Origin of the sequence: Streptomyces pilosus, assembly GCF_014649835.1 — a bacterium.
In the GTDB taxonomy this organism is placed as follows: domain Bacteria; phylum Actinomycetota; class Actinomycetes; order Streptomycetales; family Streptomycetaceae; genus Streptomyces; species Streptomyces pilosus.
In genome coordinates, this window is sequence record NZ_BMTU01000001.1 from 544,851 (window position 1) to 570,714 (window position 25,864).

The 25,864-nt window shown below is 74.5% G+C and carries 24 protein-coding genes; 15 read left to right on the top strand and 9 right to left on the bottom strand.

What is annotated here, in order from left to right; genetic code table 11:
• Positions 1-20 precede the first annotated feature (20 nt).
• A complete protein-coding gene (locus IE118_RS02515) occupies positions 21-668 on the top strand; it encodes a bifunctional 4-hydroxy-2-oxoglutarate aldolase/2-dehydro-3-deoxy-phosphogluconate aldolase (protein WP_189555554.1) in 648 nt (215 codons plus the stop codon).
• Between the two features lie 34 nt (positions 669-702).
• Here IE118_RS02515 and IE118_RS02520 read toward each other — a convergent pair whose 3' ends face one another.
• From IE118_RS02520 to IE118_RS02530, 3 genes are read right to left on the bottom strand one after another with little or no spacing between them, the layout of a single operon-like run.
• Entirely contained in the window at positions 703-2,280 is a 1,578-nt protein-coding gene (locus tag IE118_RS02520) for a bifunctional RNase H/acid phosphatase (protein WP_189555555.1), read from the bottom strand.
• 20 nt (positions 2,281-2,300) lie between these two features.
• Entirely contained in the window at positions 2,301-3,044 is a 744-nt protein-coding gene (locus tag IE118_RS02525; RefSeq protein WP_189556056.1) for a zinc ribbon domain-containing protein, read from the bottom strand.
• The gene (locus tag IE118_RS02530; protein ID WP_189555556.1) at positions 3,041-3,955 is read right to left on the bottom strand and encodes a Nif3-like dinuclear metal center hexameric protein; all 915 of its coding nucleotides are present in this window, start codon (positions 3,953-3,955) and stop codon (positions 3,041-3,043) included. The genes IE118_RS02525 and IE118_RS02530 overlap by 4 nt, the downstream gene beginning before the upstream one ends.
• 197 nt (positions 3,956-4,152) lie before the next feature.
• Here IE118_RS02530 and IE118_RS02535 point away from each other — a divergent pair, with 197 nt between their 5' ends.
• Positions 4,153-5,394 (top strand): hypothetical protein, encoded by a 1,242-nt coding sequence (locus tag IE118_RS02535; protein WP_189555557.1) that lies wholly within the window; start codon positions 4,153-4,155, stop codon positions 5,392-5,394.
• A 97-nt stretch (positions 5,395-5,491) separates the two neighbouring features.
• A complete protein-coding gene (locus IE118_RS02540) occupies positions 5,492-5,659 on the top strand; it encodes a hypothetical protein (RefSeq protein WP_189555558.1) in 168 nt (55 codons plus the stop codon).
• Positions 5,660-5,729: 70 nt separating this feature from the next.
• Here IE118_RS02540 and IE118_RS02545 read toward each other — a convergent pair whose 3' ends face one another.
• Together IE118_RS02545 and IE118_RS02550 are read right to left on the bottom strand one after the other, a co-directional pair.
• Positions 5,730-6,590: a MaoC/PaaZ C-terminal domain-containing protein gene (locus IE118_RS02545; RefSeq protein WP_189555559.1), complete on the bottom strand. Its 861-nt coding sequence runs from the start codon at positions 6,588-6,590 to the stop codon at positions 5,730-5,732.
• A gap of 45 nt (positions 6,591-6,635) precedes the next feature.
• Entirely contained in the window at positions 6,636-8,066 is a 1,431-nt protein-coding gene (locus tag IE118_RS02550; RefSeq protein ID WP_189555560.1) for a DHA2 family efflux MFS transporter permease subunit, read from the bottom strand.
• Positions 8,067-8,295: 229 nt separating this feature from the next.
• Here IE118_RS02550 and IE118_RS02555 point away from each other — a divergent pair, with 229 nt between their 5' ends.
• The 5 genes from IE118_RS02555 to IE118_RS02575 all read left to right on the top strand — a co-directional run bounded on the left by IE118_RS02555 (position 8,296) and on the right by IE118_RS02575 (position 13,021).
• Positions 8,296-9,825, top strand: coding sequence for an MFS transporter (locus IE118_RS02555; RefSeq protein WP_229846642.1), 1,530 nt, complete (start codon positions 8,296-8,298; stop codon positions 9,823-9,825).
• A gap of 116 nt (positions 9,826-9,941) precedes the next feature.
• Positions 9,942-10,592, top strand: a complete 651-nt coding sequence (locus tag IE118_RS02560) for a class I SAM-dependent methyltransferase (protein ID WP_189555561.1) — start codon at positions 9,942-9,944, stop codon at positions 10,590-10,592.
• An 18-nt stretch (positions 10,593-10,610) separates the two neighbouring features.
• Positions 10,611-11,579, top strand: a complete 969-nt coding sequence (locus IE118_RS02565; RefSeq protein ID WP_189555562.1) for an N-acetylmuramoyl-L-alanine amidase — start codon at positions 10,611-10,613, stop codon at positions 11,577-11,579.
• 158 nt (positions 11,580-11,737) lie between these two features.
• Positions 11,738-12,580 (top strand): DUF5336 domain-containing protein, encoded by an 843-nt coding sequence (locus IE118_RS02570; RefSeq protein WP_189555563.1) that lies wholly within the window; start codon positions 11,738-11,740, stop codon positions 12,578-12,580.
• Positions 12,581-12,727: 147 nt separating this feature from the next.
• A complete protein-coding gene (locus tag IE118_RS02575; RefSeq protein WP_189555564.1) occupies positions 12,728-13,021 on the top strand; it encodes a hypothetical protein in 294 nt (97 codons plus the stop codon).
• Between the two features lie 73 nt (positions 13,022-13,094).
• On the opposite strand, the gene IE118_RS02580 is transcribed toward IE118_RS02575, so the two are convergent.
• The 3 genes from IE118_RS02580 to IE118_RS02590 are packed head-to-tail and all read right to left on the bottom strand — an operon-like array spanning position 13,095 to position 16,392.
• Positions 13,095-14,189, bottom strand: a complete 1,095-nt coding sequence (locus IE118_RS02580) for a prenyltransferase/squalene oxidase repeat-containing protein (protein ID WP_189555565.1) — start codon at positions 14,187-14,189, stop codon at positions 13,095-13,097.
• The gene (locus IE118_RS02585) at positions 14,186-14,932 is read right to left on the bottom strand and encodes a class I SAM-dependent methyltransferase (protein WP_189555566.1); all 747 of its coding nucleotides are present in this window, start codon (positions 14,930-14,932) and stop codon (positions 14,186-14,188) included. Before IE118_RS02585 ends, IE118_RS02580 begins: the two co-directional genes overlap by 4 nt.
• A complete protein-coding gene (locus tag IE118_RS02590; protein ID WP_189555567.1) occupies positions 14,926-16,392 on the bottom strand; it encodes a glycosyltransferase family 4 protein in 1,467 nt (488 codons plus the stop codon). The genes IE118_RS02585 and IE118_RS02590 overlap by 7 nt, the downstream gene beginning before the upstream one ends.
• A 205-nt stretch (positions 16,393-16,597) precedes the next feature.
• Between IE118_RS02590 and IE118_RS02595 the strand changes: the two genes are divergently transcribed.
• From IE118_RS02595 to IE118_RS02625, 7 genes are all read left to right on the top strand, one after another.
• On the top strand, positions 16,598-17,320 hold the full coding sequence (locus IE118_RS02595) for a TetR family transcriptional regulator (protein ID WP_189555568.1): 723 nt from the start codon (positions 16,598-16,600) through the stop codon (positions 17,318-17,320).
• Between the two features lie 601 nt (positions 17,321-17,921).
• Complete coding sequence (locus IE118_RS02600) at positions 17,922-19,139, top strand: SCO2321 family membrane protein (RefSeq protein WP_189555569.1); 1,218 nt, start codon at positions 17,922-17,924, stop codon at positions 19,137-19,139.
• Positions 19,136-19,777, top strand: a complete 642-nt coding sequence (locus IE118_RS02605; RefSeq protein WP_189555570.1) for an SCO2322 family protein — start codon at positions 19,136-19,138, stop codon at positions 19,775-19,777. The genes IE118_RS02600 and IE118_RS02605 overlap by 4 nt, the downstream gene beginning before the upstream one ends.
• A gap of 94 nt (positions 19,778-19,871) precedes the next feature.
• On the top strand, positions 19,872-21,005 hold the full coding sequence (locus IE118_RS02610; RefSeq protein WP_229846666.1) for an energy-coupling factor transporter transmembrane component T: 1,134 nt from the start codon (positions 19,872-19,874) through the stop codon (positions 21,003-21,005).
• On the top strand, positions 21,002-22,666 hold the full coding sequence (locus tag IE118_RS02615; protein ID WP_189555572.1) for an ABC transporter ATP-binding protein: 1,665 nt from the start codon (positions 21,002-21,004) through the stop codon (positions 22,664-22,666). The genes IE118_RS02610 and IE118_RS02615 overlap by 4 nt, the downstream gene beginning before the upstream one ends.
• Entirely contained in the window at positions 22,663-23,511 is an 849-nt protein-coding gene (locus IE118_RS02620) for an ECF transporter S component (protein ID WP_189555573.1), read from the top strand. Before IE118_RS02615 ends, IE118_RS02620 begins: the two co-directional genes overlap by 4 nt.
• A gap of 301 nt (positions 23,512-23,812) precedes the next feature.
• Positions 23,813-24,229, top strand: coding sequence for an aggregation-promoting factor C-terminal-like domain-containing protein (locus tag IE118_RS02625; RefSeq protein WP_189555574.1), 417 nt, complete (start codon positions 23,813-23,815; stop codon positions 24,227-24,229).
• A 120-nt stretch (positions 24,230-24,349) separates the two neighbouring features.
• Here the strand turns inward: IE118_RS02625 and IE118_RS02630 are convergent, their stop codons facing one another.
• A complete protein-coding gene (locus tag IE118_RS02630; protein WP_189555575.1) occupies positions 24,350-25,858 on the bottom strand; it encodes a DUF4246 domain-containing protein in 1,509 nt (502 codons plus the stop codon).
• Positions 25,859-25,864: the final 6 nt, after the last annotated feature.

The window sequence follows — 25,864 nt, forward strand, 5'->3', positions numbered from 1 at the left end:
TCGGCGGCAGGATGACGGGCATGAGCTCTCCCCTGCCTCCGTCTCCCGCTTGCTCCTCCGTGCTGGACCTCGCGCCCGTCCTGCCCGTCGTCGTGATCGACGACGCCGCCGACGCCGTGCCGCTGGCGCGTGCGCTGGTGGCCGGGGGCTTGCCGGCGATCGAGGTCACGTTGCGGACGCCCGCCGCGCTCGATGCGATCCGGGCGATCGCCGGTGAGGTGCCGGAGGCGGTGGTCGGGGCCGGGACGCTGATCACGCCGGAGCAGGTGGACGAGGTGGTGGCGGCCGGGGCGCGGTTCCTGGTGAGTCCGGGGTGGACGGACACGCTGCTGGACGCCATGCGGGCGTCCGGGGTGCCGTTCCTGCCGGGGGTGTCCACCGCTTCGGAAGTGGTGGCACTCCTCGAGCGCGGCGTGCGGGAGATGAAGTTCTTCCCGGCGGAGGCGGCGGGCGGCACGGCATATCTCAGGTCGCTCGCCGGGCCGCTCCCGCAGGCCCGCTTCTGCCCGACGGGAGGGATCGGCCCCGACACCGCCCCGGACTATCTCGCGCTGCCCAACGTCGGCTGTGTGGGCGGCAGCTGGATGCTCCCGGCGGACGCCGTGGCCGCCCGGGACTGGGCGCGGGTCGAGGAGCTGGCGCGGGAGGCGGCGGGGCTGCGGCCCTAGGGAGTCGGACGCCTCCTGGGGGGTGTCCGACTCCCTAGCGCAGGTGCGAGGTGTCGTTGAACAGGCGGACGCTGGCGTTGCCGTCGGCGTAGTACGCGACGGCGGACAGCGAGGCGGCCGACAGTTCCATCCGGAACAGCGCCTCGGGCGGGGCGCCCAGGGCGAGCCGCACGAACGTCTTGATCGGTGTCACATGGGTGACGAGGAGGACCGTACGGCCGGTGTGGGCGGCGATCAGCCTGTCACGGGCCGCGGCGACCCGGGCGGCGGTGGCCGCGAAGCTCTCGCCGCCGCCGGTGGGTTCGGCGTCCGGGGAGGACAGCCAGGCGTTCAGGTCGTCGGGGTGGCGCTCGCGGACCTCACCGAAGGTGAGGCCCTCCCAGGCCCCGAAGTCCGTCTCGCGCAGCCCGTCGTCCACGCCCACGTCGAGGCCGAGGCGGGCGGCGACGATGCCGGCGGTCTCCCGGGTACGGGCCAGGGGTGAGGAGACGACCGCCTGGACGGTGCCCCGCCGGGCGAGGAACTCGGCGGCCTTCTCCGCCTGCTCCCGGCCGGCGGCGGAGAGGGAGGGGTCGCTGCCGCCGCTCCCCGAGAAACGCTTCTGCGGCGTCAGCGGGGTCTCCCCGTGCCGCAGCAGGACGAAGGTGGCCGGCGCTCCCATGTCGGCGGGCGCCCAGCCGACGCCCGGGGTGGCGACGGCCTGCGCGGCCCGCCGGTCGGCGTCCGCCCCGGCCGCCGCCGGAACGGGCCCGCGCCCGGTCGCCGCCCCGGCGTCCGAGGTCGCGACACCCGGCTCCGCTTCCCCGGCCCGGGTGAGGCCCTCGGCACCGGTCTCCGCGGCACCGCCGGTGCCCGCCGTCGGTACGCGCCGGACACCGTCACCCGCCCGCACACGGCCCGTGACCACGCCGGCGGCACCGGAGGCCGCCTCCGCGCCCGCACCGTCCCGGGCGGGACGCTCCGCCCGGTCGGCACCGCCGTCCCCGGGAACCCCGGCGCTCGCCGGCGTGCTCCCGCCGTCCGGCGCGGAACGCGTACCGGCCTCGCTCCCCGGCCGTTCCCCGGCGGCGTCGGAGGCACCGGACGCCGAGGCCAGGGCCGCGCGGACGCGGGCCGCGCCCGCTGCCGCGTCGGCCGGCGGGGCCGCGGCGGCGGGCGGGGTGTCCAGGTCGGCCCGGGACGCCGCGGGGGACCACGTCTCGCCCCGCTTGCCGGCGTCCATCGCCTCGTTGGCGAGGCGGTCGGCGTGCTTGTTCCGTTCGCGGGGGATCCACTCGTACGTCACCCGCTCCCGCGGGAAGGCGCGTGCCGCCTCCGCCGCGAGCGGCTTCATCGCCGGGTGCTTGATCTTCCAGCGGCCCGTCATCTGCTCGATGACGAGCTTGGAGTCCATCCGGACGTGGACCCGCGCCTCCGGGTCCAGTTCACGGGCGGCGTTCAGACCGGCCACCAGACCCCGGTACTCGGCGACGTTGTTGGTGGCGACACCGAGGTACTCGGCCGCCTCGACCAGGGTCTCCCCCGTCGCCGCGTCGCTGACCACGGCCCCGTAGCCGGCCGGTCCCGGGTTGCCCCGCGACCCGCCGTCCGCCTCGACGATGAACTCCCGCACAGCCGGACCGCCCCGATCCCCTACAGTCCCGACTCCGCCGTCCGCACCAGGATGCGGCGGCAGTTCTCGCAGCGCACCACCGTGTCGGGCGCGGCCGAGCGGATCTCGTTCAGCTCGGTGATGGCGAGCTCCTGGCGGCAGCCCTGGCAGGTGCGGGCGTACAGCTTCGCCGCGCCGATACCGCCCTGCTGCCCGCGCAGCTTGTCGTACAGGCTCAGCAGCGGGGCGGGCACGGAACCGGAGACGACCTCGCGCTCCTTGGTCACCGTGGCCACCTCGCCGTCGATCTCCTCGACGGCCGCGTCCCGGCGCGCGGTCGCGTCGTCGATCCTGCCCTGGACGGAACCGACCCGCTCGGTCAGCTCGGCGACCCGCTCCTGCGCGGACTCGCGGCGCTCCATGACCTCCAGGACGACGTCCTCCAGGTCGCCCTGCCGCTTGGCGAGGGAGGTGATCTCGCGCTGGAGGTTCTCCAGGTCCTTGGGCGAGGAGACGGCACCGGAGTCGAGGCGCTTCTGGTCGCGGACGGCACGCTGGCGCACCTGGTCCACGTCCTGCTCGGCCTTGGTCTGCTCGCGGGCGCAGTCGCTCTCCTCGGTCTGCGCGGCGACGAGCAGGTCGCGCAGCTGGGTGAGGTCCCGGTTCAGCGACTCGATCTCGGCGTGCTCGGGAAGCGACCGGCGCCGGTGGGCGAGCTGCTGGAGACGGACGTCGAGGTCCTGGACGTCGAGGAGTCGGATCTGGTCGGCGGGCTCGGCGTTCAGTTGGGGGCTCCAGATGTGTCGGTGTCGGAAGGGGCGCGCGAGGCGCTCCCCGCGAGGGCGGTGGCGGGCGACGGGCCGGCGGATGCCGCGTGGGCCGTCCACGGGTCGGTGACCGTCTTCGAGACGTGGACGCGCAGGCCCCATCCGTGACGGTCGGAGATCTCGTCGAGCTGGGCGGCCGCCAGCTCGCACCAGGGCCACTCGGTGGCCCAGTGCGCCGCGTCGAGCAGCGCGAGCGGGCTGTGGGCGCGGTCCGCTACGAACTCGGACACCGGGTGGTGGCGGAGGTCCGCGGTCAGGAAGGCGTCCACTTGGGCGGCCCGGACGTGGTCGAAGAGGCTGTCGCCGGAGCCGCCGCTGACGGCGACCGTGCGCACCAGCGCCTCGGGGTCGCCGGCGACGCGGATGCCCTGCGCGGTGGCGGGCAGCCGGGCGGCGGCGCGGGCGGCGAGGTCGCGCACGGTCAGCAGGTGGTCGAGCTCGCACACCCGGCCCAGGCCCCGGCGGCCCCCGGGGTCGGACGGGTCCGGCACCAGGGGCCGTACGACCCGGAGGCCGAGGGCCCCGGCGAGGGCGTCGGAGACTCCCGGGTCGGCGGTGTCGGCGTTGGTGTGGGCGACGTGCAGCGCGACGTCGTTCTTGATGAGGGTGTGCACCACGCGGCCCTTGAAGGTGGAGGCCGCGACCGTGGTCGTGCCGCGCAGGTAGAGCGGGTGGTGGGTGACGAGCAGATCGGCGCCGAGGGCCACCGCCTCGTCGACGGTCTCCTGGACCGGGTCGACGGCGAACAGGACCCGCGTGACCTGCTGGCCGGGCTCGCCCACGACGGTGCCGACCGCGTCCCAGGACTCGGCCCGCTCGGCGGGCCACAGGTTCTCCAGCGCGGCGATGACTTCTGACAGACGGGGCACGCTGCAAGGCTACCTGCCTGCCCTCCCCGCCCGAACCGGCGCCGTTCCCCCGGAGGCGGTCGCCGCCCGGCGGAGCACAACTCCTCTCCCACCTCAGCTCAATCGTTCCTGGAGCACCCGTATGTGTGAAGCGGGCCGTCACCCGCCACCGTCGGTGCGGGCGAAAACTACCGTTCGTCACCGGAGGTGACCGAACGATGACGGTCTGTGCCATCGAACCTGTGGCGGGACATGAGGACGGAGCCGGGCGGGCGGGCTGCACCATCACCGCGGACGGGGGCTACGCCGCGCGCCTCGCCCTCGCCGGCGACTCCTTCTTCCCGGAGCGCTGGACCCTGGACGGCCCGGAGCCCTACGCGGTGCCCCTGCCCGGCAACCAGCCGGAGGAGCCCGGCACCGAGGTGCAGCCGCTCGGCGACGGGCGGGTCCTCATCCACCGGCGGGCGGACGGGCGGCACTCCTTCTCCCTGCTGTACCCGGCGGGCGCCGGCACCGGGGAACTGCCCCTGGGCGCGGTCGCCTGCCCGGAGGAGGAGACCCGGCTGCGGCTGCTGCCGCCCGCGCCGGGCGGGGAGCGGGCGTACGTGATCGCCGCGGGCCGGCGTGCGACGGCGGTGTGGCTGGTGGCGGGCGGCGCGCGCGGACCCGAGCGGGTCGCGGAGGTCCCCGGCCGCTGCTCGGGCGGGGTGTGGCTGGACCGGGCGGGGCGGATGCTGGCCCTGGACCGGGAGGCAGGCGGGTGCACCAAGGCGGTCGTGGTGGACCTGGCCCGCGGCGGGGAGGTGTCCCCGCTGCTGCAGATCAGCGACGGGAGCGACGACCGGGTGCTGCTCGCCGACCCGGACAGCGGGCTGCTGCTGATCCGTTCGGACGCGCCGTCCCCGGGTAGCGACCGGCTGGGCTGGGGGGTGCTGGGCAGCACGCTGCCGGTGCGTTTCCCGGAGTGCCTGCGGTTGCCGGACTGCACGGTGACGCCGTTCGCGATCCAGCCGGGCCAGATGCTGACCCCGGAGAGCTGCGCGGTGGCCCTGCGGGTGGACGGCGCGGCCGGCAGCTGGGTCGGGGTGTGGCGGCCGGCGGAGCGCAAGGTACGCCACTTCCCCGCCCCGGCGGGGTGGTTGACGGGTTCCGGGCTGTGGACGGCGGACGGTGCGCTGCGGCTGCCGTACGCCACCCGGTCGGTGCCGTGCGGGGTGGCGGTGCTGCGGGTGCCGGGGCAGGAGCGCCGGCCCGAGGGGCTGGCGGTCCGTCCGCCGGCGGCCGTCCCGGACGCGGCCGGTACAGGTGAACGGCCGTCGGGACAGGGGGAGTCGTCCGGGGCGTCCGGTGAACTGCCCGCCGGCGCCGCCCCGGTGGCGTACGGCGTCTCCGAGACCCTCGCCGTACCCCGTCCCGTTCCGCTGCAACAGGCGCCGCTGGCACGGCTTGTAACGAACTAGCGGCGGTCGGCGTGGCCGCCTGGATCCGGGATGTGGTGTGCCGGTTAGACTCGCCCGGCTGTAGGAAAGATCATGTTTACGGGGTGAATTCCTTCCGATGAGCGACATCCGCACGAACCAGGCGCAGAACGCCGAGAACGAGCAGGCCGCTGCCGGGCACGGCAGGCACCGGGGACCGGTCTCCACGCGGGAGGCCGACGCGTCACCGCGCGGCCGTCACCGCAGGCCGGCACCGGAGCACGAGCACGCGGAATCGGCCGCCTGACGTCACGCCGGGCAGCACGTCCCGGCACGGCCCCGCCCGTCGCACACCGACGGGCGGGGCCGTTCGCCGTTCAGGAGTGGATGACGGTGGTGTCCGCCAGCACCGGCGCCTCCCCGCGCTCCGCCGCGGTCACGGTCGCCGTCACCCCGCCGTCGCCGCGCCACAGCCGGATCCGCAGCGTCTCCCCCGGGTGGGCGACCCCGGCGAACCGGGCGGCGCAGGAGCGGACCCGGGTGACGTCGCCGTCGAGCAGGGTGTCCACCACCGCCTTGAGGGTCATGCCGTAGGTGCACAGTCCGTGCAGGACGGGCCGGTCGAACCCGGCGCCCGCCGCGAACCCGGGGTCGGCGTGCAGGGGGTTGCGGTCGCCGGTCAGGCGGTAGAGCAGGGCCTGGTCCTCCCGCACGGGCAGGTCGAGGGTCCGGTCCGGCGGGCCCGTGGGCGCCGCCGTGGTCCGCGCGGACGGGCCGCGGTCGCCGCCCCAGCCGCCTTCGCCGCGGACGTGGACGCGTGCGTCGCAGGTCCACAGCGGGCCCCCGCCGTCGGCCGCCTCGGTGCGCAGGACGAGAAGTGCCGCCCCGCCCTTGTCGTACACGGCGGTGATCCTGTCGGTGGTGGTGGCGCTGCCCTCGGCCGGCAGGGTTCGGTGCACGGTGAGCGACTGTCCGGCGTGCAGGACGCGGGCGAGGTCGACGTCGACGCCGGGCACGGACAGGGCGCGGATCACGCCGGGCGGTCCGCCGCCGGCGACGGTGGCGAAGCCGGGCAGCACATGCAGCCGCGACTCCAGGGTGTAGCGCAGCTCGCCGGGGTCGGTGGCGGGGCGGCCCGCGCCGATGCCCAGGTGGTAGAGCAGGACGTCCTTCGCCGTCCAGGAGATCCGGGTGGTGCGGGGCGGGGCGGCGAGCGCCCGGGCTGCGTCGATGGGCATGGGTCTCCTGTTCGCCCGGTCCTCGGGGGAGTATCCCCCCTCGGCTCAGTGCGCTCCCGTCCACCGTCGCGGCAGCCACACCCACATCAGGAGCGCCCCTGCCGCCAGGACGCCCGTCCCCACGCCGAACACCAGCGCGTAGCCCTCGGTGAGGGCCTTCGGGGTCGGCACGCCCGCCGTGCGGGCGGCCGCGATGGTCGACATGACCGCGAGGCCGAGGGAGCCGCCCATCGTGCGGGAGGTGTTGATCAGCCCGGAGACCATACCGGCCTCCCCCGGCGCCGCGCCCGACATGGCCAGTGCGGCGAGCGGGGTTCCGGCGAGGCCCGCGCCGAGCATCATCAGGACGCCGGGGAACATGATCGCGGTCAGGTACGTCCCGTCCACGGTCATCGTCGACTGCCAGGCGCACCCGGCCACGGCTGTGAGCGTGCCGAGCACCGCGACCGCGCGCGGTCCCGCCGTGCGCATCAGACGGGGTGCGAGCTTGGAGCCGAGGACGACCGCGAGCGAACTCGGCACCAGGGCCAGGCCGGCTTCCAGCGGGGAGTAGCCGAGCACGTTCTGCGCGTACATGGTCATGAAGAACCACATGCAGAACATCGCCGAGCCGCTCAGGAACGTCGCCACGTTCGCCGAGGCCACCGACCGCAGCCGCAGCAGCCCGAGCGGCATCAGCGGGGCCTTGGCCCGCGCCTCGACGAGGAGGAACAGCGCGATCAGGGCGAGCCCCGCGCCGAGCGGCACGAGGGTGGTGCCCGCCGCCCAGCCCTCGGCCTCGGTCTGGGAGATGCCGAACGCCAGCGTGGCGAGACCGGCCGTCACCAGTACCGCGCCCGGCAGGTCGAGCCGGCGCCCGGCCCCGGCCCGGCCGCCCGGCAGCCAGCGGGCTCCCGCGGCCAGCACCACCGCGCCGATCGGCACGTTGATCAGCAGCACCCACCGCCACGACAGGGTGTCCACCAGCAGCCCGCCGACGAACCCGCCGGCCGCGCCGCCGCCCGCCCCGACGGCCGTCCAGGTGGCGATGGCGCGGGCACGGGCCGCGCCCTCGGGCACCGCCGAGGTGACCAGGGTGAGGGTGGAGGGCGCCAGCACGGCGGCCCCCAGGCCCTGCGCCGCGCGCGCCAGCAGCAACTCCCGGCCTTCCTGGGCGAGGCCACCCGCGAGCGAGGCCAGCGTGAACAGGCCGAGGCCGACGAGGAACATGCGCTTGCGCCCGTAGAGGTCACCGGCGCGGCCGCCGAGCAGCATGAAGCCGGCGAAGGCGATGGTGTACGCGTTGACCACCCACTGCAGGCCCCGCTCGTCGAGCGCCAGGGCACTGCGCATCGACGGCAGCGCGACGTTCACCACCGAGATGTCCAGGACGACGAGGAACTGCCCCGCGCAGGCCAGCGCCACCACCAGCCACAGGGGGGACGAGGTGCGTGCGGGCAGGCGGGCGGTGTCGGGGGCTTCCAGCATGGCGGCCATGCTCTCAACCGGTCCCCGGCACCCGCATCGGCATTTAGGCCGACGCGGTCTCGGTCGCCCGGCGTAGGTGGCACAGCGGTGAGCGCTGCCGGCGGCCGGGGGCCTCTTGACAGCCTCAAGGAACGGTCAAGTATTCGTTAGGGTGCCAAAGCATCGGAATAGTTGCCTCGGTGTACGGGGTTCGGTGTGCACGTATCACTGAGAACGGCCGGCCCCGGAGGCACCCTTCATGACGCAGACGACGCCCGACCGTCCCTCCGGCAGAGCGGGCGGGGCCGTGGTCCCGGTGCTCGCCTTCGCGGGCATCGTCGTCGCGGTGATGCAGACCCTGCTGGTCCCGGTCATCAAGGACCTGCCGCGCCTGCTGGACACCTCCCCCTCCGACGCCACCTGGGTGCTGACCTCCACCCTGCTGTCCGGCGCCGTCGCCACCCCGATCATGGGCCGCCTCGGCGACCTGTACGGCAAGCGGCGCATGCTGATCGCCAGTCTCGCGGTCATGGTCGCCGGCGCGCTGGTCAGCGCGAGCACGAACGACCTGATCGTGATGATCACCGGCCGTACGCTCCAGGGTGTCGCGATGGGCGCGATCCCGCTCGGCATCGGCCTGATGCGCGACATGCTGCCGCGGGAGCGGCTGGGCTCGGCGATGGCCCTGATGAGTTCCTCCATAGGCGTCGGCGGCGGTCTCGCGCTGCCCGCCGCCGCGCTGGTCGCCCAGCACTCCGACTGGCACGCCCTCTACCTCGGCGCCGCGGGCCTCGGCGTCCTCGCCGTCGTCCTCACCCTGGCCGTCGTACCGGAGTCGCCGGTGCGCGCCGAGGGCACCTTCGACCTGCCGGGCGCCCTGGGCCTGTCCGCCGGGCTCGTGCTGTTCCTGCTCCCCGTCTCCAAGGGTGCCGACTGGGGCTGGACCTCGGGCACCACGCTGGGTCTGTTCGGGGCCGCCGTGGTGGTCCTGTTCCTGTGGGGCCTGATGGAACTGCGCGTGGCCGCGCCGCTGGTGGACCTGCGCACCACCGCCCGCCGCGAGGTGCTGCTCACCAACCTCGCGTCGATCATGGTCGGCGTGTCCTTCTTCGTCGTCTCCCTGGTCCTGCCCCAGCTGCTCCAGCTGCCCGCCGGGCACGGGCTCGGCCAGTCGATGGTGGTGGCGGGCCTGTGCGTGGCCCCGCTGGGCGTGACGATGATGTTCACCGCCCCCCTCTACGCCCGGCTGTCCACCCGGTACGGCCCGAAGAGCACCCTCATCCTCGGCCTGCTGATCATCGCGGCCGGGTACGGGGGCGGGCTCGGGCTGATGGACGCCGTCTGGCAGACCGTCGTCACCTCGGTGGTGCTCGGCGCGGGCATCGGCCTCGCCTACTCCTCCCTGCCCGCGCTGATCATCGGCGCGGTCCCGGCCTCCGAGACGGGGGCGGCGAACGGCCTGAACACGCTGATGCGGTCCATCGGTACGTCGGTGTCGAGCGCCGTCATCGGCATGGTGCTGGCGAACACGGCGGACACCGTGGGCGGGGTGGAGATCCCGACGCCGCACGGCTTCCGGATCTCCTTCCTGATCGCGACCGCCGCCGTGGCCGTCGGCCTGCTGCTGGCCCTGTTCCTGCCGGGCCGGCCGGAACAGCGTCCGCGGCTCCGGGCGAGCAGCGAGGAGGACGCGAACCCGGCCCGCGCGGAGTCGGTCCTGGGCGCGCCCGCCGGAACGGCGGGCGTCCCCACCGCCCACGCCGACCCCCGTGGGCGATCCGGCCCCTGAACGACGGTTCCCGGCAGGCCCGGTCACCTGCCGGTACCCCCTGTTCTCCGGGTGCGCCGGGTGTGGGGCAGCATGGGGCCGTGCACACATCCGCGACCTCGGGAGAGGCAAGCCCCATGTCGATGGCACCCGGGCCCGGGATCCTGGCCGCGTTCGAGGCGGCGAAGGGCTTCATGCCCCTGGACGAGGGCCTGGCCCTGTACGAGGCGGCGGCCGGCGCCGCCCGCCTCGGCCTGCCCCTGCTGGAGGTCGGCACCTACTGCGGGCGCTCCACGGTCCTGCTCGCCGACGCGGCCCGCGCGGCCGGTGTCACCGCGCTCACCGTGGACCACCACCGCGGCAGCGAGGAGCAGCAGCCCGGCTGGGACTACCACGACCCGGAGACCGTCGACCCCGAACTGGGCCTGATGGACACCCTCCCCACCTTCCGGCGCACCCTGCACCGGGCGGGCCTGGAGGAACACGTGGTCGCCCTGGTCGGCCGGTCCCCGCAGATCGCGGCGCTGTGGGCGTCCCCGCTCGCCCTCGTCTTCATCGACGGCGGCCACACCGACGAGCACGCCACCGCCGACTACGAGGGCTGGGCCCCGCACGTCGCCGAGGGCGGACTCCTCGTCATCCACGACGTCTTCCCCGACCCCGTCGACGAGTTCACCGGGCAGGCCCCCTACCGCGTCCACCTCCGCGCCCTCGCGTCCGGCGCGTTCACCGAGGTGTCGGCCACCGGCTCGCTGCGCGTCCTGCGCCGTACGGGGCCGGGTGCCTGACACCGTTAGGGTGGCTGCGTGTCGTACACAGGTCCCGGCTTCGAACCTCCCCAGCCCCGACGGCCCCGGCGTCGCGTCCTGACCGTGGCGCTCGCCGCGCTCGCCTCCGGCGGACTGCTCGGGTGGGGCGTGTACGCGGCCGTGGGCGGGTCGGGGAAGGACGGGACCCCTGAGGGCGCCTCCGTGTCTGCTTCCGGTCCCGCGTCGGGCGCGACCCGTACGCCGTCGCCCTCCGGCGGGAGCACCTCGCCGTCGGCCGGGGACGGCGGGCCCGGCGCCACGTCCCCGTCGGCGTCCGCCCCCGCCGCGTCCGGCGCGCTCAAGGGCAAGGTCGTCGTCATCGACCCGGGGCACAACCCGGGCAACTTCCGGCACACCTCCGAGATCAACCGTCAGGTGGACATCGGCACGAACCGCAAGGAGTGCGACACCACCGGCACGTCCACCGACGACGGTTACGCCGAGGCCGAGTTCACCCTCGACGTCGCCCACCGGATGCGTACGCTCCTCGAAGCTCGGGGCGCCACGGTGAAACTGACGCAGGACGACGACCGGCCGTTCGGGCCGTGTATCGACGAGCGGGCCCGGATCGGCAACGACGCCCAGGCGGACGCCGTCGTCTCCCTGCACGCGGACGGTTCCGGCACCGGCAACCGCGGCTTCCACGTCATCCTGCCGGGCACCGTGCGCTCCGGTGCCGCCGACACCCGCGCCATCGTGGGGCCTTCGCGCGACCTCGGCGAGCGCATCGCGGGCCACTTCGTCCGCGCCACCGGCAGCGCGCCCTCCAACTACACCGGTGGCGGTACCGGACTCGTCACGCGTAAGGACCTGGGCGGTCTCAATCTGTCAACGGTTCCGAAGGTGTTCATCGAGTGCGGCAACATGCGCGATAGCAAGGACGCGGCACTGCTGACCAGCGGTGCCTGGCGGCAGAAGGCGGCGCGAGGGATCTCCGACGGAATCGTGAGCTTCCTGCGCGGGTAGGGATCAGCGCAGTGATCCAGGCGGACAGCCCGATCCTGCGGACGATAGTGTCGTCCGTACGATGAGGGGCCACCCCCGCGCTTCGCACCGGCACCTTCGGGCGACATGGTGACAGCGACGCCTCTTCCGACGACGAGACGACCTACGAAGGACCTGAAGTGAATATCCGCTCCCTCACTCGAGGCGACGGCGTGGTGATCGGAGCAGCGGTATTGCTGTTCATCGCGTCGTTCCTCGATCTGTACTCGATCGATGGCGCCCCGGACAGCGCGGACATCCCCAACCTGTGGGACAGCGGGCCGGTCGTGCTCGGCGTCCTGCTCGCGGGGATCATCGGTGCGGCGCTGGTCGTCGTGGCCCGGGGGCTGCCGCAGCCGCGCAAGGTCGCCGGTCTCGACCTCGGCCAGTTCGGCGTGGCCTTCACGGTGTTCGCCGCCTGGTGCGCGCTCGGCAACATCTTCGACCCGGTGGGCGGTTTCGACGGCAGCGGGGGCTTCTCCGCGGACATCGGCGCCGGCACGGGCCTGATCCTCGCGCTGGTCGCCACGCTCCTCATGGCCGGCGCCGCCGTCGCCACGCCCCTGGTCCCCGCCCTCAAGGGCCCCCTCCTCCCGGCCGCCCGTCCGGCCGCGCCGCAGCCCTACGGCGCCCAACCGCCCGGCGGTTACGGCTACCCGGGCGCGGGCGGGCAGCAGCCCCCCTTCGGTGGTCAGCCGCAGCCGGGCCAGCCCGGTGGCCCGGGCCAGCAGCCCTTCCCGGGACAGCCGCAGCAGGGGCAGCCGAGTGCCCCGGCGCCCGCCGGTGACTTCTCGCCGTTCTGGTTCGCCGTGCCGGTGCCCCGGCCGCTGTTCCCGGAGGACGGCTCGTCGACGCCGATCGCCGAACTCGCCCCCGGTACCTGGTACCTGGCGGTCGAGCAGCGCGGCCAGGCGCTCGTCGCGCAGACGCAGGACGGCCGGCGCGGCGTCCTGCAGGACACGTCGGGCATTCAGCGCGGCTGATCTCCGGCGGCTCCTTCCTCGTCACGGCCCCTCGCCCCTGCGGGCGGGGGGCCGTTGCCGTGCCGGGGCCGCGGCGCGGAAGTCCCTGCCGACCGGTCCGGCCGAACGTCCTGGTTTCAAGCGGGCGTTCGGGGCCAGTCGGAAAGCATGTCCCCTAGATATCGCTCTGGTTCCACCTCCGCGGGGACGGTCATCGCGGTGATCGCGGACGTCATGGCCGTCATCCTCGGACTGTGGATTCTGATGTACCTGTTGGAGGCCAACCGGGCCAACGACCTGGTCCAGTTCGTCCATGACGCGGCCAACTGGCTGGCAGCCTGGTCGCGTGACCTGTTCACCTTCGACGAGGAATGGGCCCGGGTCGTCTTCGGCTACGGACTCGCCGCCGTCGTCTACCTGTTCATCGGCCACGCCATCGCGGGCCGCCTGCGCCGCCACTGAACCGGGCCCCGGCACCCCGGAGTCGTGTCCCGAGGCTTCACCCGACCGGGCCGCCCGCGGGGGCGGCCCGGGTTCAGGTGAGGGGGCAGCAGTCCGGGTCCAGGCCCCTGGGCAGGTGGTCGCCGCCGAAGACCGCGCAGGTGGGCTCGTGGCCGCCGAGGGCGGCGACCGCCAGCAGCAGCGAGCCGGCCGTCCACGTGGTCAGCTCGCGCGGCCATATGGCGTCGTCGTCGAAGACGTACCCCGTCCAGTACAGGCCGGTCTCCGGGTCGCGCAGGTGCCGGATGGACTGGAGCACCTCCAGCGCACGGTCGGACTCGCCCATCGCCCACAGGGCCAGGGCGAGTTCGGCCGACTCGCCGCCGGTCACCCACGGGTTGGGCACCACGCAGCGCACCCCGAGGCCGGGCACGACGAAGCGCTCCCAGCCCTCCTCGATGCGGGCCTTGGCCTCCGCGCCGGTGAGCGCGCCGCCGAGGACCGGGTAGTACCAGTCCATCGAGTAGCGGTCCTTGTCCAGGAACCGCTCCGGGTGGTGCCGGATCGCGTGCCGCAGCGCGCCCGCCGCCAGCTCCCAGTCGGGCTGCGGCTCCTCGCGCTGCTCGGCGACGGCCAGTGCGCAGCGCAGCGCGTGATGGACGGACGAGGAGCCGGTCAGCAGCGCGTCCGCGGTGGGCGTGCCGTCGTCGTCGCGCCGCCAGCCGATCTGCCCGCCGGGCTGCTGGAGTCGCAGGACGAACTCCACGGCCGCGCACACGGTGGGCCACATGCGGTCCAGGAAGGTGTCGTCGCCGGTGGAGAGGTAGTGGTGCCACACCCCGACCGCGATGTAGGCGACGAAGTTGGTCTCCCGGCCCCGGTCGGTGATGTCGAGCGGGTCGCCGTCGGCGTACGCCGCGTACCAGGAGCCGTCCTCCAGCTGGTGACGGGCCAGCCAGAGGTAGGCCCGCTCGGCGGCCTCGTACTCACCGGCGGTGTCCAGGGCCATCGCGGCCTCGACGTGGTCCCACGGGTCGAGGTGGTGCCCCCGGAACCACGGGATCGCACCGTCCTCGCGCTGCACGGCGAGGATCCCGGCGACGGTCCCGGCGGCCTGGTCGGCGGTCAGCACACCGGGTAGGACGAGGTGTTCGGTCCGAGGAGTCCGGGGAGTCCTGGGGGTGGTCACGTGGCGTCCGCCTCGGCCGCGGCACGCGGCAGGTGCGGCTTGGTGGCGTAGGCGACGAAGCTCTTGCCGATCACCGGGTTCAGCGCCCGCTCGGCGACCCGGGTGGCCAGCGGCTTCTTCATGATGTCCCAGACCAGCAGCTTGTGGTAGGCCCGGATCGGCAGCGCCTTGTCGTTGTCCACGCCGAAGGCGCACTTCAGCCACCAGTACGGCGAGTGCAGCGCGTGCGCGTGGTGGGTGCCGTACGGGCGCAGTCCCGCCTCGCGGATCTTCGCCAGCAGTTCGTCCGCCTTGTAGATGCGGATGTGGCCGCCCTCGACCTCGTGGTAGGCGTCGGAGAGGGTCCAGCAGACCTTCTCCGGTCCGTAGCGCGGCACGGTGACGGCGATGCGTCCGCCGGGCCTGAGCACGCGCACCATCTCGGCGAGCACGCCCTTGTCGTCGGGGATGTGCTCCATCACCTCGGAGATGATGACGACGTCGAAGGACTCGTCCGGGAAGGGCAGGGCCAGCGCGTCGCCCTCCATCGCGGTGGCGGTGGCCCCGGCGGGCGCCTCCCCGGCCTCCTTCATCGCCGCGAACCACTTGGCGACCTCGCGGATCTCGTCGGCGTTCTGGTCCAGCGCCACGACCTGGGCACCGCGCCGGTAGCACTCGAAGGCGTGCCGGCCGGCCCCGCACCCGAGGTCCAGGACACGGTCGCCCGGGGCGAGCGGGAACCGGGAGAAGTCGACGGTCAGCACGTGGCCCTGCTTTCGCGATCGGAGGTGTCGGCCGCGGGCACGGGGACGGCGCCCGTGTCCGGGAGGGTGTCGGGGAGGACGTCCGCGCCGGCCGGGGCCGGGCGGTGCGCGGCGGGCTCGGCCGCGGGGACGGCGCCGGTGGCACGGCCCGCGCCGGATGCCGCGGTCGCCATGGCCTCGCGGTAGCGGGCCACCGTGCCCTCGGCGGCGCGCGCCCAGGTGAACTGCCGCAGTACCCGCTCGCGTCCGGCCGCCCCGAGGCGGGCCCGCAGCTCGGAGTCGCCCAGCAGCCGGGTCAGCGCGGCGGCCAGCGCCCCGGCGTCACCGGGCGGAACGGCCAGGCAGGTCTCGCCGTCCCGTCCGGCGACCTCGGGGATCGCGCCGCCGGTCGTGGCGACCAGGGGGGTGCCGGTGGCCATGGCCTCGGCGGCGGGCAGGGAGAAGCCCTCGTACAGCGACGGCACGCAGGCGACCTGCGCCGACCGCACCAGGTCGACCAGTTCGGCGTCCGAGATGCCCTTGACGAACTCCACGGCGCCTTCGAGGCCGTACCGCTCCACCGCCTGGGCGACCGGCCCCTCCGCGGGCCGTTTGCCGACCACGACGAGGTGGGCGCCGGGCTGCTCGGCCCGCACCTTTGCCAGCGCCTCGACGAGGAAGACCAGTCCCTTCAGCGGCACGTCCGCGCTGGAGGTGGTCACGATCCGGCCCGGTACGACCGCCACCGACGGGTCGGGCGAGAACAGGTCGGTGTCGGCGCCGATGTGGACGACGTGGATGCGGTCCTGCCGCACGCCGAGGTCCTCGATGATCTCCTGGCGGGAGGTGCCGGAGACGGTGAGCACGGACGGCAGCCGGCGCGCCACCCGCTTCTGCATCCGGGTGAAGGCGTACCAGCGGCGCACCGAGAGGCGCCGCTGCCACGTCCCGGCGGCGTCCAGTTCGAGGCGCCGGTCGACGGTGATGGGGTGGTGGATGGTCGTCACCAGGGGCGCGCCGACGTCGCCGAGCAGGCCGTAGCCGAGCGTCTGGTTGTCGTGGACGACGTCGAAGTCGCCGCGCCGGGCGCGCAGATGGCGGCGGGCGCGCAGGGAGAACGTCAGCGGTTCGGGGAAGCCACCGGTCCACATCGTGCCGACCTCGAGCGCGTCGATCCAGTCGCGGTACTCGTCGCGCTTCGGCGTGCGGAAGGGGTCCGGCTGGCGGTAGAGGTCGAGGCTGGGCAGCTCGGTGAGGCCCAGCCCGTCGTAGCCCTCGTCGAGCACGGCGTAGGGCTGGGCGCCGATCACCTCGACGCGGTGTCCCAGGCGGGCGAGTTCGCGGGAGAGGTGGCGCACGTAGACGCCCTGGCCGCCGCAGAACGGGTTGCCCTTGTAGGTGAGGAGTGCGATCCGGAGCGGTCGCAAGCCGTCGGATGCGGGGCCCGCCGAAGGCCCGGCCTGACTGGCCTCAGCGGTCACTCTGGGCCCCCTTCTCCTGCACTGTCCCGCGAGATTACGCCGGGACGCCGATCTAGAACAAGTTTCAGAGTTGATCGTCTGGAGGATCCGAATCTACCGGCAGGTAGGGATGCCGGGAGCAGTGGATCAGGTGATTCACGCCACGGCGGACGGCGTGCCATGCTGTCCGACCATCGACCCTCACCGACTGTCACGGACGGGACCCATGCCCGCGGAAGGCAACAGCACCGAGGCGGCGGGGGCCGGCGGGCCGGCGCGACCGGAGGCCGGCACCACGCGCACCGCCCCCGCTCCCCCGCGCACGCCCCGCGCCGCCCCGCGCCCCGACCCGGCCTCCCCTCTCACCGAGCGGCAGGAGGCGCGCCGGCGCCGCATCCTCCAGACGTGCGCCCAACTGGCCGGCCGGGGCGGCTTCGACGCGGTGCAGATGCGTGAGGTCGCCGAGTCCTCGCAGGTCGCGCTGGGGACGCTGTACCGGTACTTCCCGTCCAAGATCCACCTGCTGGTCGCGACGATGCAGGACCAGCTGGAGCACATGCACGGAACGCTCCGGAGGAACCCCCCGGCCGGCGACACCGCCGCCGAGCGGGTGGCGGAGACCCTGATGCGGGCCTTCCGGGCCCTCCGGCGCGATCCGCAGCTCGCCGACGCGATGGTGCGCGCCCTGACCTTCGCGGACCGCAGCGTGAGCGCGGAGGTGGACCAGGTCTCCCGGCAGACCACGATGATCATCCTGGACGCCATGGGGCTGACCGACCCGACGCCGGAGCAGCTCTCGGCGGTCCGCGTCATCGAGCACACCTGGCACTCGGCGCTGATCACCTGGCTGTCGGGCCGCGCCTCCATCGCGCAGGTCGGGGCCGACATCGAGACGGCGTGCCGCCTGGTGGACCTGACGGCCCCGCGGGCCGCCTCCGGCGACTGCTGAGACGACCGCGCGACCGAGCCGAAGCCTTCGACACTGTGCGACGGCTCACCCACCCGGGACGGCGGCGGCACCGTCATGACCGTCCGCTCCAGCCGGAACGGATCCCCGGCGGCCGGGGCGTCCGCCAGCTGCGGCTTCACCGTGAACGGCGGCAACACGCCTCCGCCGCAGGTCGGCGTCTGCACGGCCTCCTGACCCGGACCGCGCCGCCCCGCACGGGCCCGCACCCGCAGTCCCCCGCCCGGGCAGTGCGGGTGTGGGCCACGTCCCGTCGCTCCCGTGACCTCCGTCACCTCATGCCCCCACCCCCGTTCCCCCCTCCCCCGGCCACCCCTGACCCCCTCCTTACGGGCGGGTAGAGTGGCGGCGTCGTCATCACACCCGTACGGGGGGAAGCCGGTGCAATTCCGGCGCTGACCCGCAACCGTGAACCGTCCGCCGAGAGGCCGGGACGGTGAGCCGGACTGCCCCACACGGTTCGTGACCGGCTCACGTGCCCGGCAGTCCCGCCGGGGCACGGGCACCGTCGAGGTATACGGAGCCGAGCCGCCGGGGTGTCCCGCGCTGCCCGGCCCTCTTCAGGGAGAGGCACCCGCCGATCATGATTGTCCGCCGCAGCGCAGCGGTTCTGGCCGCCGTCGCCGTGATCGGCGCCGCCGCACCGGCCGCCGCCGCACCGTCCCCGTCGCCGTCCCGGCCGGCCCTGCCCTCCGCCCTCTACGGCGAGGGCGACCCCCAGTACGACGGCGTCTGGCGCCAGTCCCTGGCCCTGCTCGCGCAGCACACGGCCGGCGTCGCGCCGCCGAAGGCCGCCGTCGACTGGCTGACCGGGCAGCAGTGCGCCGACGGCTCCTTCGCCCCCTACCGCGCCGACACCGCGAAGGCCTGCGACGCCACGACGACGGTCGACACCAACCAGACCGCCGCCGCCGTCCAGGCGCTCGCCGCGCTCGGCGGCCACGACGCCGTGACCGACAAGGCCGTCGGCTGGCTGAAGTCCGTACAGAACAAGGACGGAGGCTGGGGCTACGTCGCGGGCGGCGCCAGTGACACCAACTCCACCTCGGTCGTCGTCGGCGCCCTCGCGGCCGCCGGCGAGAAGCCCGCCGAGGTGAAGAAGGACGGCAGGTCCCCCTACGACGCCCTGCTGGGGCTCACGCTGCCCTGCGAGGGCGACGGCGCGGGCGCGTTCGCCTTCCAGCCGGGCAAGAAGGGCGAGCTGACCGCCAACGCGGACGCGACGGCGGCGGGCGTGCTCGGCTCGCTCGGCGCGGGCCTGGCCGCCGGCCCCGGCAAGGGCGGGCAGGCGGACGCCGCCTGTGCCGAGGCGGACAGCCCCGGGCAGGCCGCCGCCAACGGTGCCGCGTACCTCACCGACGCCCTCGCCGAGGGCGGCCACCTCGTCTCCGCCCTCCCGGGCGCCGAGGACCAGCCCGACTACGGGAACACGGCCGACGCGGTCGTCGCCCTCGCCGCACAGGGCTCCACCGAGCAGGCCCGCAGGTCCGCGGCCTGGCTGGAGAAGAACGCCGCCGGCTGGGCGGCGCAGAGCGGTCCCGCCGCCTACGCCCAGCTGATCCTCGCCGCGCACGCGACGGGCGCCGACCCGCGCGCCTTCGGCGGCACGGACCTGGTCGAGCGGCTGACGGCGACGGGGCCCGCCCCCGAGAAGACCACCGGCACCGAGAAGGCCGACGAGGAGAAGAAGGACGACTCCGGCCCGGGCTTCGGTGTCTGGTGGTTCGTCGGCGTCTGCCTGATCGCCGGCATCGGCATCGGCTTCCTCTTCAGCGGCCGCGCGAAGAAGCGGCAGCCGTGATCCGCCGGGCCGCCCTGCTGTTCCTGGCCGCGCTGCTGCCCCTCCTGGCGGGCGCGGGCCAGGCCCAGGCCGTCGGCTACCGCTACTGGTCCTTCTGGGAGCAGGACGGCACGGCGTGGACGTATGCCACCCAGGGCCCGTCCCTCGCCCGCCCCTCGGACGGCGACGTCCACGGCTTCCGCTTCTCCGTCAGCGAGGACTCCGGCGACGCGGCGAAGCCCCGGGGCACCGCGGACTTCGGCACCATCTGCGCCGGGACCCCGGCGAAGGACGGCACGAAGCGCGTGGCCCTGGTCATCGACTTCGGCACCCCCGCCGACGCCCCGTCCGGCGAGACCCCGCCGGCCGGCCGCACGGCCTGTGCGCAGGTGGCCGAGGACGCCAGCACGGCGGAGGCCCTCGCCGCGGTCGCCAAGCCCCTGCGCTACGACTCCAACGCCCTGCTGTGCGCGATATCGGGCTACCCGGAGAAGGGCTGCGGGGAGCAGGTCGCGGCGGAGAGGTCCGCCCCCGCGCCCGCCGAGCCCGGCGAGGCCGAGTCGGACGGCTCCGGCCCGTCGGTGGGCCTGGTCGCGGGGCTCGCCGTGGTCGTCCTGCTGGGGGCGGCGGCGATCTGGCAGGCCCGCCGCCGTGCCTGAGGGGCGCGACCGCGCCCGCCCGCGCCGCCGGGGCGGCGCGGGCGGGCGGTGGGGGTCCTGGGGGTCCCCCCGTTCCGGGAACGGGGGAGGCGCCCTGCGGGCGCCGGACGGCACGGCCGTCCCCGTCCACGCGCCGCGGCCCCCCGCGGCCCTGCACCCCGGCGCCTGGTGGCTGTGGGCGCTGGCCCTCGGCACCGCCGCGACCCGCACCACCAACCCCCTGCTCCTCACCCTCCTCATCGCCACCTCCGCCTACGTCGTGGCGGTCCGCCGTCCCCACACTCCCTGGTCCCGCTCCTACGGCGCCTTCGTCAAGCTCGCCGCCGCGGTCATCCTGATCCGCCTCGCCTTCGCGGTGGTCCTCGGCTCCCCCATCCCCGGCGCCCACACCGTGCTCACCCTCCCCGAGGTGCCCCTCCCCGACTGGGCCCAGGGCATCCGCCTCGGCGGCCGGGTCACCGCGGAGGCGCTCACCTTCGCCCTGTACGACGCCCTCCGCCTGGCGGCCCTCCTCATCTGCGTGGGCGCCGCGAACGCGCTCGCCAACCCCTCCCGCCTCCTCAAGTCCCTCCCGGGCGCCCTGTACGAGATGGGGGTGGCGGTGGTCGTGGCCCTCACCTTCGCCCCCCACCTGATCGCGGACGTGCGGCGCCTGCGCGCCGCCCGCCGTCTGCGCGGCCGTCCCGACAAGGGCGTACGGGGACTCCTCCAGGTGGGACTCCCGGTCCTGGAGGGGGCGTTGGAGCGCTCGGTCGCGCTCGCCGCGGCGATGGACGCGCGCGGCTACGGCCGGACCGCCGCCGTCCCGCCCGCCGTGCGCCGCACGACCGCCGCCCTCACCCTCGGCGGTCTGCTCGGCGTCTGCGCCGGGACGTACGGACTCCTCACCGCCGAGGGCGGCAGCTACGGCGTGCCCGTCCTCCTCGCCGGAGTGGCCGCCGCCCTCGCCGGACTGTGGCTCGGCGGCCGCCGCACCCTGCGCACCCGCTACCGCCCGGACGCCTGGGACGCCCGGGCCTGGCTGGTCACCGCGTCCGGGGCCGCCGTGGCCGCCCTCCTCACCCTCGCCGCCTCCCGTGACCCGGCGGCCCTGAACCCGGGCGTGGTGCCGCTCGTCGCACCCACCCTCCCCCTGTGGCCGGCGGCAGCGGTCCTGATCGGCCTGCTCCCCGCCTTCCTCACCCCCGCCCCCGAGACGCCGCACACCCGCAAGGAGCCGACGACGTGATCCGCTTCGAGAACGTGTCGGTGACCTACGACGGATCACCCGAACCCGCCGTCCAGGGAGTCGACTTCGAGGTTCCCGAGGGTGAACTGGTGCTCCTCGTCGGCCCGTCCGGGGTCGGCAAGTCGACGGTGCTGGGCGCGGTCAGCGGGCTGGTGCCGCACTTCACCGGCGGCACCCTGCACGGCAGGGTCACGGTCGCCGGCCGCGACACCCGCACCCACAAACCGCGCGAACTCGCCGACGTGGTGGGCACGGTGGGCCAGGACCCGCTCTCCCACTTCGTGACCGACACGGTGGAGGACGAACTCGCCTACGGCATGGAGTCGCTGGGTCTCGCCCCGGACGTGATGCGCCGCAGGGTCGAGGAGACCCTGGACCTCCTGGGCCTGGCCGGCCTGCGCGACCGTCCCCTCGCCACCCTCTCCGGCGGTCAGCAGCAGCGCGTCGCCATCGGCTCGGTCCTCACCCCCCACCCCCGGGTGCTGGTCCTGGACGAGCCGACGTCCGCGCTGGACCCGGCGGCGGCCGAGGAGGTGCTGGCCGTCCTGCAGCGCCTGGTGCACGACCTGGGCACCACGGTCCTCATGGCCGAGCACCGGCTGGAACGCGTCGTCCAGTACGCCGACCGGGTGGCCCTGCTGCCGGGCCCCGGTGAGCGCCCCCGGCTGGGCACGCCGCCGGAGGTGATGGCGGTCTCCCCCGTCCACCCCCCGGTGGTCGCCCTGGGCCGGCTGGCCGGCTGGTCCCCCCTCCCCCTGACGGTCCGCGACGCCCGCCGCCGGGCGGGTGGCCTGCGCGACCGCCTGGCCGGCCACGAACCGCACCGGGCCGGCCCCGCGCCCGCGTCCGCCCCTCCCGTGAAGCGCCGCTTCCCGCGCGCGAGGGCGGGCGACACCACGGCGCCCGCCCCGGTGGCCGAGGTCCGCTCCCTCTCGGTGCGCCGCGACCGCGTCCAGGCCCTGCGCGGGGTCGATCTGACGGTCACCGCCGGCGAGACGATCGCCCTGATGGGCCGCAACGGCGCCGGGAAGTCGACGCTGCTCGGCGCACTCGTGGGTCTGGTGGCCCCCTCCGCCGGCTCGGTCCGCACCGGCGGCGCGGTCCCCCACCGCACCCGCCCGCGCGACCTGGTCCGCCGGGTCGGACTGGTCCCCCAGGAACCCCGCGACCTCCTCTACGCGGACACGGTGGCGGCGGAGTGCGCGGCCGCCGACCGGGACGCGGAGGCGGCCCCCGGCACCTGCCGCGCCCTGCTCACGAAGCTCCTCCCCTCCGTGGCCGACGACGTCCACCCCCGCGACCTGTCCGAGGGCCAGCGCCTGACCCTCGCCCTGGCGGTGGTCCTGACCGCCCGCCCGCCCCTCCTGCTCCTCGACGAGCCGACCCGGGGCCTGGACTACGCGGCGAAGGCCCGGCTGGTGACGATCCTGCGGGAGCTGGCGGCCGAGGGCCACGCCATCGTCATGGCCACGCACGACGTGGAGCTGGCGGCGGAGCTCGCCCACCGGGTCGTCCTGCTCGCCGAGGGCGAGGTGATCGCGGACGGGCCGTCGGCCGAGGTGGTCGTGGCGTCCCCGTCCTTCGCCCCGCAGGTGGCGAAGATCCTCGCCCCGCAGGCCTGGCTCACCGTCTCCGAGGTCCGGGAGGCGCTGGACCGATGACTCCGCCCGCCACCACGGCACACCGGCCGGACCGCCAGGCCCGGGCCATCCGCCTGGGTTCCCGGTCCTGGCTGTCCCTCGCCCTGGTCAGCGCGGTGGGCGTGGCCGGCTTCGGCTGGCCCTTCCTCGCCCCGCCCGCCTCCGCCGTGAACGCCCACGCCCAGGACGCGCCCTGGCTCTTCGCGGGCCTGCTGGTCCTCCTGGTCGCGGTCGTGGCGGCGACCATCTCGGAGTCGGGTCTGGGCCCCAAGGCGGTGGCGATGCTCGGTGTCCTCGCGGCGACGGGCGCCGCCCTGCGCCCCATCGGCGCGGGCACGGCCGGTCTGGAACCCATGTTCTTCCTCATGGTCCTCAGCGGCCGGGTCCTCGGCCCCGGCTTCGGCTTCGTCCTCGGCTCGGTGACCATGTTCGCGTCCGCGCTGCTCACCGGCGGGGTGGGCCCCTGGCTGCCGTTCCAGATGCTGGCGATGGGCTGGTTCACCATGGGCGCGGGCTTCCTCCCGGGCCCCGACCGGCTGCGCGGCCGGGCGGAGGTCTGGATGCTCGCCGGGTACGGCTTCCTCGCGGCCTTCGCCTACGGCACCGTGATGAACATGGCGGGCTGGCCCTTCATGTCCGCGCTGGCCTCGAACATCTCCTTCTCCCCCGACGCGCCGCTCGCCACCAATCTGGCCCGCTTCGTGGCCTACTGCCTGGCGACCTCGCTCGGCTGGGACCTGGGCCGCGCCCTGGTCACGGTCGTCCTGACGCTCACCGTGGGCGTCCCGCTCCTCAAGGCACTGCGCCGGGCCACCCGCAGGGCCGCCTTCGAGGCCCCGGTCACATTCGGGGACACCGCTCCGTAGCCCCGCGGGCACACGCCGTGCCCGGCGCGGTGAAGCAGCCCACATGACCCGCGTCACATACGACCCGGCACCGTAGCGGCCTCCCCGATGCCCCGGGGCCCACCACCCGCCGGGCCCGCCGTTCCCCGACCCCGGGTAGTAAAAGCGACCTTTGCGGGCAATGCCCGGATTTGTTTCTGTGGAGCAGTCGCCGGGCGCCGACACCCCACGGGGTAGCGGCGCCGACGCACGCCCCCGCCGCACACCGCGGCATCCGGCACGGCGTAACGCGACGTCCCCGCTTCCGACCGAAAGGCCGCCTGTGTCCGCCGCTTCCTTCCTCCGCACCGTCTCCGCCCCGAAGAAGACCCTCGCCGGTGCCGCCCTGGTCGCCGCCACCTGCGGCACCCTGATCGCCGCAGCGCCCGCCCAGGCCGCGACCACGAGCGCGTCCTCGGCCCAGGCGACGGCGCAGAAGATGATCGGCAACTCGGCCGAGTTCCAGTGCTTCTCGAAGATCGTCCAGCACGAGAGCGGCTGGAACCCCACCGCCACCAACGCCTCCAGCGGCGCCTACGGCCTGGTCCAGGCCCTGCCCGCCTCCAAGATGGCCTCGGCCGGCTCCGACTGGAAGACCAACCCGGCCACCCAGATCAAGTGGGGCCTGGACTACATGAAGGACCGCTACGGCAGCGCCTGTGACGCCTGGTCCTTCTGGCAGTCCAACAACTGGTACTGATCCACCCGGACATCCCCCCTGTACCGAAGGCGGCGGCCCCACGATCCCCGGGGCCGCCGCCTTCGTCCTGCCGTCGCCGTCCGCCCCGGGCCCACCGCCGGGGGGACGGCCCGCGGTCCCTCAGTGCTCGCAGAGGGAGAACTCCCGCTCGTAGAGCTGCTCGTTGTGCTCGTCGACGAAGAACTTGCGTTCCCGCATGAGTTCCTCACGGTAGGTCCTGGCCTGCTCCAGCGTCATGGTCGAGGTGCCGGACCACGGCTGCTGCGGCGGCACGTCCGAGGTCGAGACGATCCTCCGGTCCGGGTCGACCAGGAAGAACGCCAGGATCTTGCGGTGTCCCGGACGGGTGGGGTCCTGGAGGCGGAACGGGCCGACGCGGTGCTGCAGCACGTTCGGGAAGGCCAGACAGCGTCCCGCCGGGGTCGCCGCGGAGCCCAGCGTCTGGTTCAGCGCGTCCTCGTCCTCCAGGCCGTAGACCTCGCGCAGGCCGTTGTCGTCGTTCTGCTCGTAGTCCGGGTCGTCGAGGGCGGCCCGGAACCCCAGCCGGCTCTCGGTGATGTTCTCGCTGTCCCAGTAGTAGATGCCGGTCGAGACGATCCGCTCGTTCAGCATCCCCTCGACGTGCCAGGAACCCCCCTCGTACGCGGGCTGTTCCGGGGTGAGACAGATGGTGGCGAGCTTGACGACGACCTGGAGACGACGGCCGCGCAGGTCGACCCGGCCGGACTCGCCGGGCGGCTCGGGCGGGGTGAAGACCGGGGCGTCCGGGACGACCGGGCGGCGGTTCTCCCACCAGACGCCGTAGGCCTCCTCCCAGACCCGGCGTGCTTCCGCGTAGGTCTCCTCGTCGGCGTAGGAGGACCTGTGCGGGTACTCCGGCTCCGCGTCGTACCACCCGTAGGGATCGGGGTCGATCCGCCGGGGCCGCGGACGGCGCAGATCGGTGAGCACGTTCTCCAGCAGCGGGCGGAACCGCGCGAACAGCTCCGGCAGGACGGCGGCCAGGTCGCGGTGCGCCTCCGGGTGGACGTTGTTGACGTACGAGCGGAAGGCGACAGTGCCGTCGTCGCTGACGTCGACGTCCGTGGGCAGCCACTGGAACCGCTCCGAGAACTCGTACTTCGCGTAGTGGCTCGCCGGGTTGGCCCACGCCTCCTCGGGAGCCCCGCTCACGTCTCTCACCAGGCAGAACAGTGAGGGATGCACCAGATCCAGTACCTGGCGGCCGGATCCGGGATGCCAGTCCCGCTCCGCTTCGGGGACCTCCTCCAGCACCCGGACCGCCTCGCGCAACCGGGTCCTGAGCCGGTCGTCGATCAGGGTGTCCGACTGCCACACCCCGTCGACGGCGGACACCTCGATGCCGGTCCGCCCGTCCCGCAGAGCGGCGTAGTGCCCGAGTTCGGCGAGCACGTAGCGCACCTGCGCCTCGGTGAGACCCTGGTCCACCGCTTCCCGCGTCCACCGGGCGACGACGTCCGCGTCGTTCCTCTTGTCGAACCAGCCGGGCTTCGCCCGTATGTGCGCGCTGCACCGGATCATGTCGAGTTCCCGCAGCGTCCGGGGTTGCCCGAACGGCATGGAGCGGGCGGTGTGGAAGGGCAGCGGGAAAGCAGGCAGGCCGGTCAATTCCTT

What these genes read in the sequence shown, in the direction of transcription:
- IE118_RS02575 (WP_189555564.1), top strand. Translation starts at nt 12,728, where the DNA reads ATGTCCCCTAGATATCGCTCTGGTTCCACCTCCGCGGGGACGGTCATC.
- IE118_RS02540 (WP_189555558.1), top strand. Translation starts at nt 5,492, where the DNA reads ATGAGCGACATCCGCACGAACCAGGCGCAGAACGCCGAGAACGAGCAG.
- IE118_RS02560 (WP_189555561.1), top strand. Translation starts at nt 9,942, where the DNA reads ATGTCGATGGCACCCGGGCCCGGGATCCTGGCCGCGTTCGAGGCGGCG.
- IE118_RS02535 (WP_189555557.1), top strand. Translation starts at nt 4,153, where the DNA reads ATGACGGTCTGTGCCATCGAACCTGTGGCGGGACATGAGGACGGAGCC.
- IE118_RS02550 (WP_189555560.1), bottom strand. Translation starts at nt 8,066, where the DNA reads ATGGCCGCCATGCTGGAAGCCCCCGACACCGCCCGCCTGCCCGCACGC.
- IE118_RS02555 (WP_229846642.1), top strand. Translation starts at nt 8,296, where the DNA reads ATGACGCAGACGACGCCCGACCGTCCCTCCGGCAGAGCGGGCGGGGCC.
- IE118_RS02515 (WP_189555554.1), top strand. Translation starts at nt 21, where the DNA reads ATGAGCTCTCCCCTGCCTCCGTCTCCCGCTTGCTCCTCCGTGCTGGAC.
- IE118_RS02620 (WP_189555573.1), top strand. Translation starts at nt 22,663, where the DNA reads ATGACTCCGCCCGCCACCACGGCACACCGGCCGGACCGCCAGGCCCGG.
- IE118_RS02595 (WP_189555568.1), top strand. Translation starts at nt 16,598, where the DNA reads ATGCCCGCGGAAGGCAACAGCACCGAGGCGGCGGGGGCCGGCGGGCCG.
- IE118_RS02545 (WP_189555559.1), bottom strand. Translation starts at nt 6,590, where the DNA reads ATGCCCATCGACGCAGCCCGGGCGCTCGCCGCCCCGCCCCGCACCACC.
- IE118_RS02600 (WP_189555569.1), top strand. Translation starts at nt 17,922, where the DNA reads ATGATTGTCCGCCGCAGCGCAGCGGTTCTGGCCGCCGTCGCCGTGATC.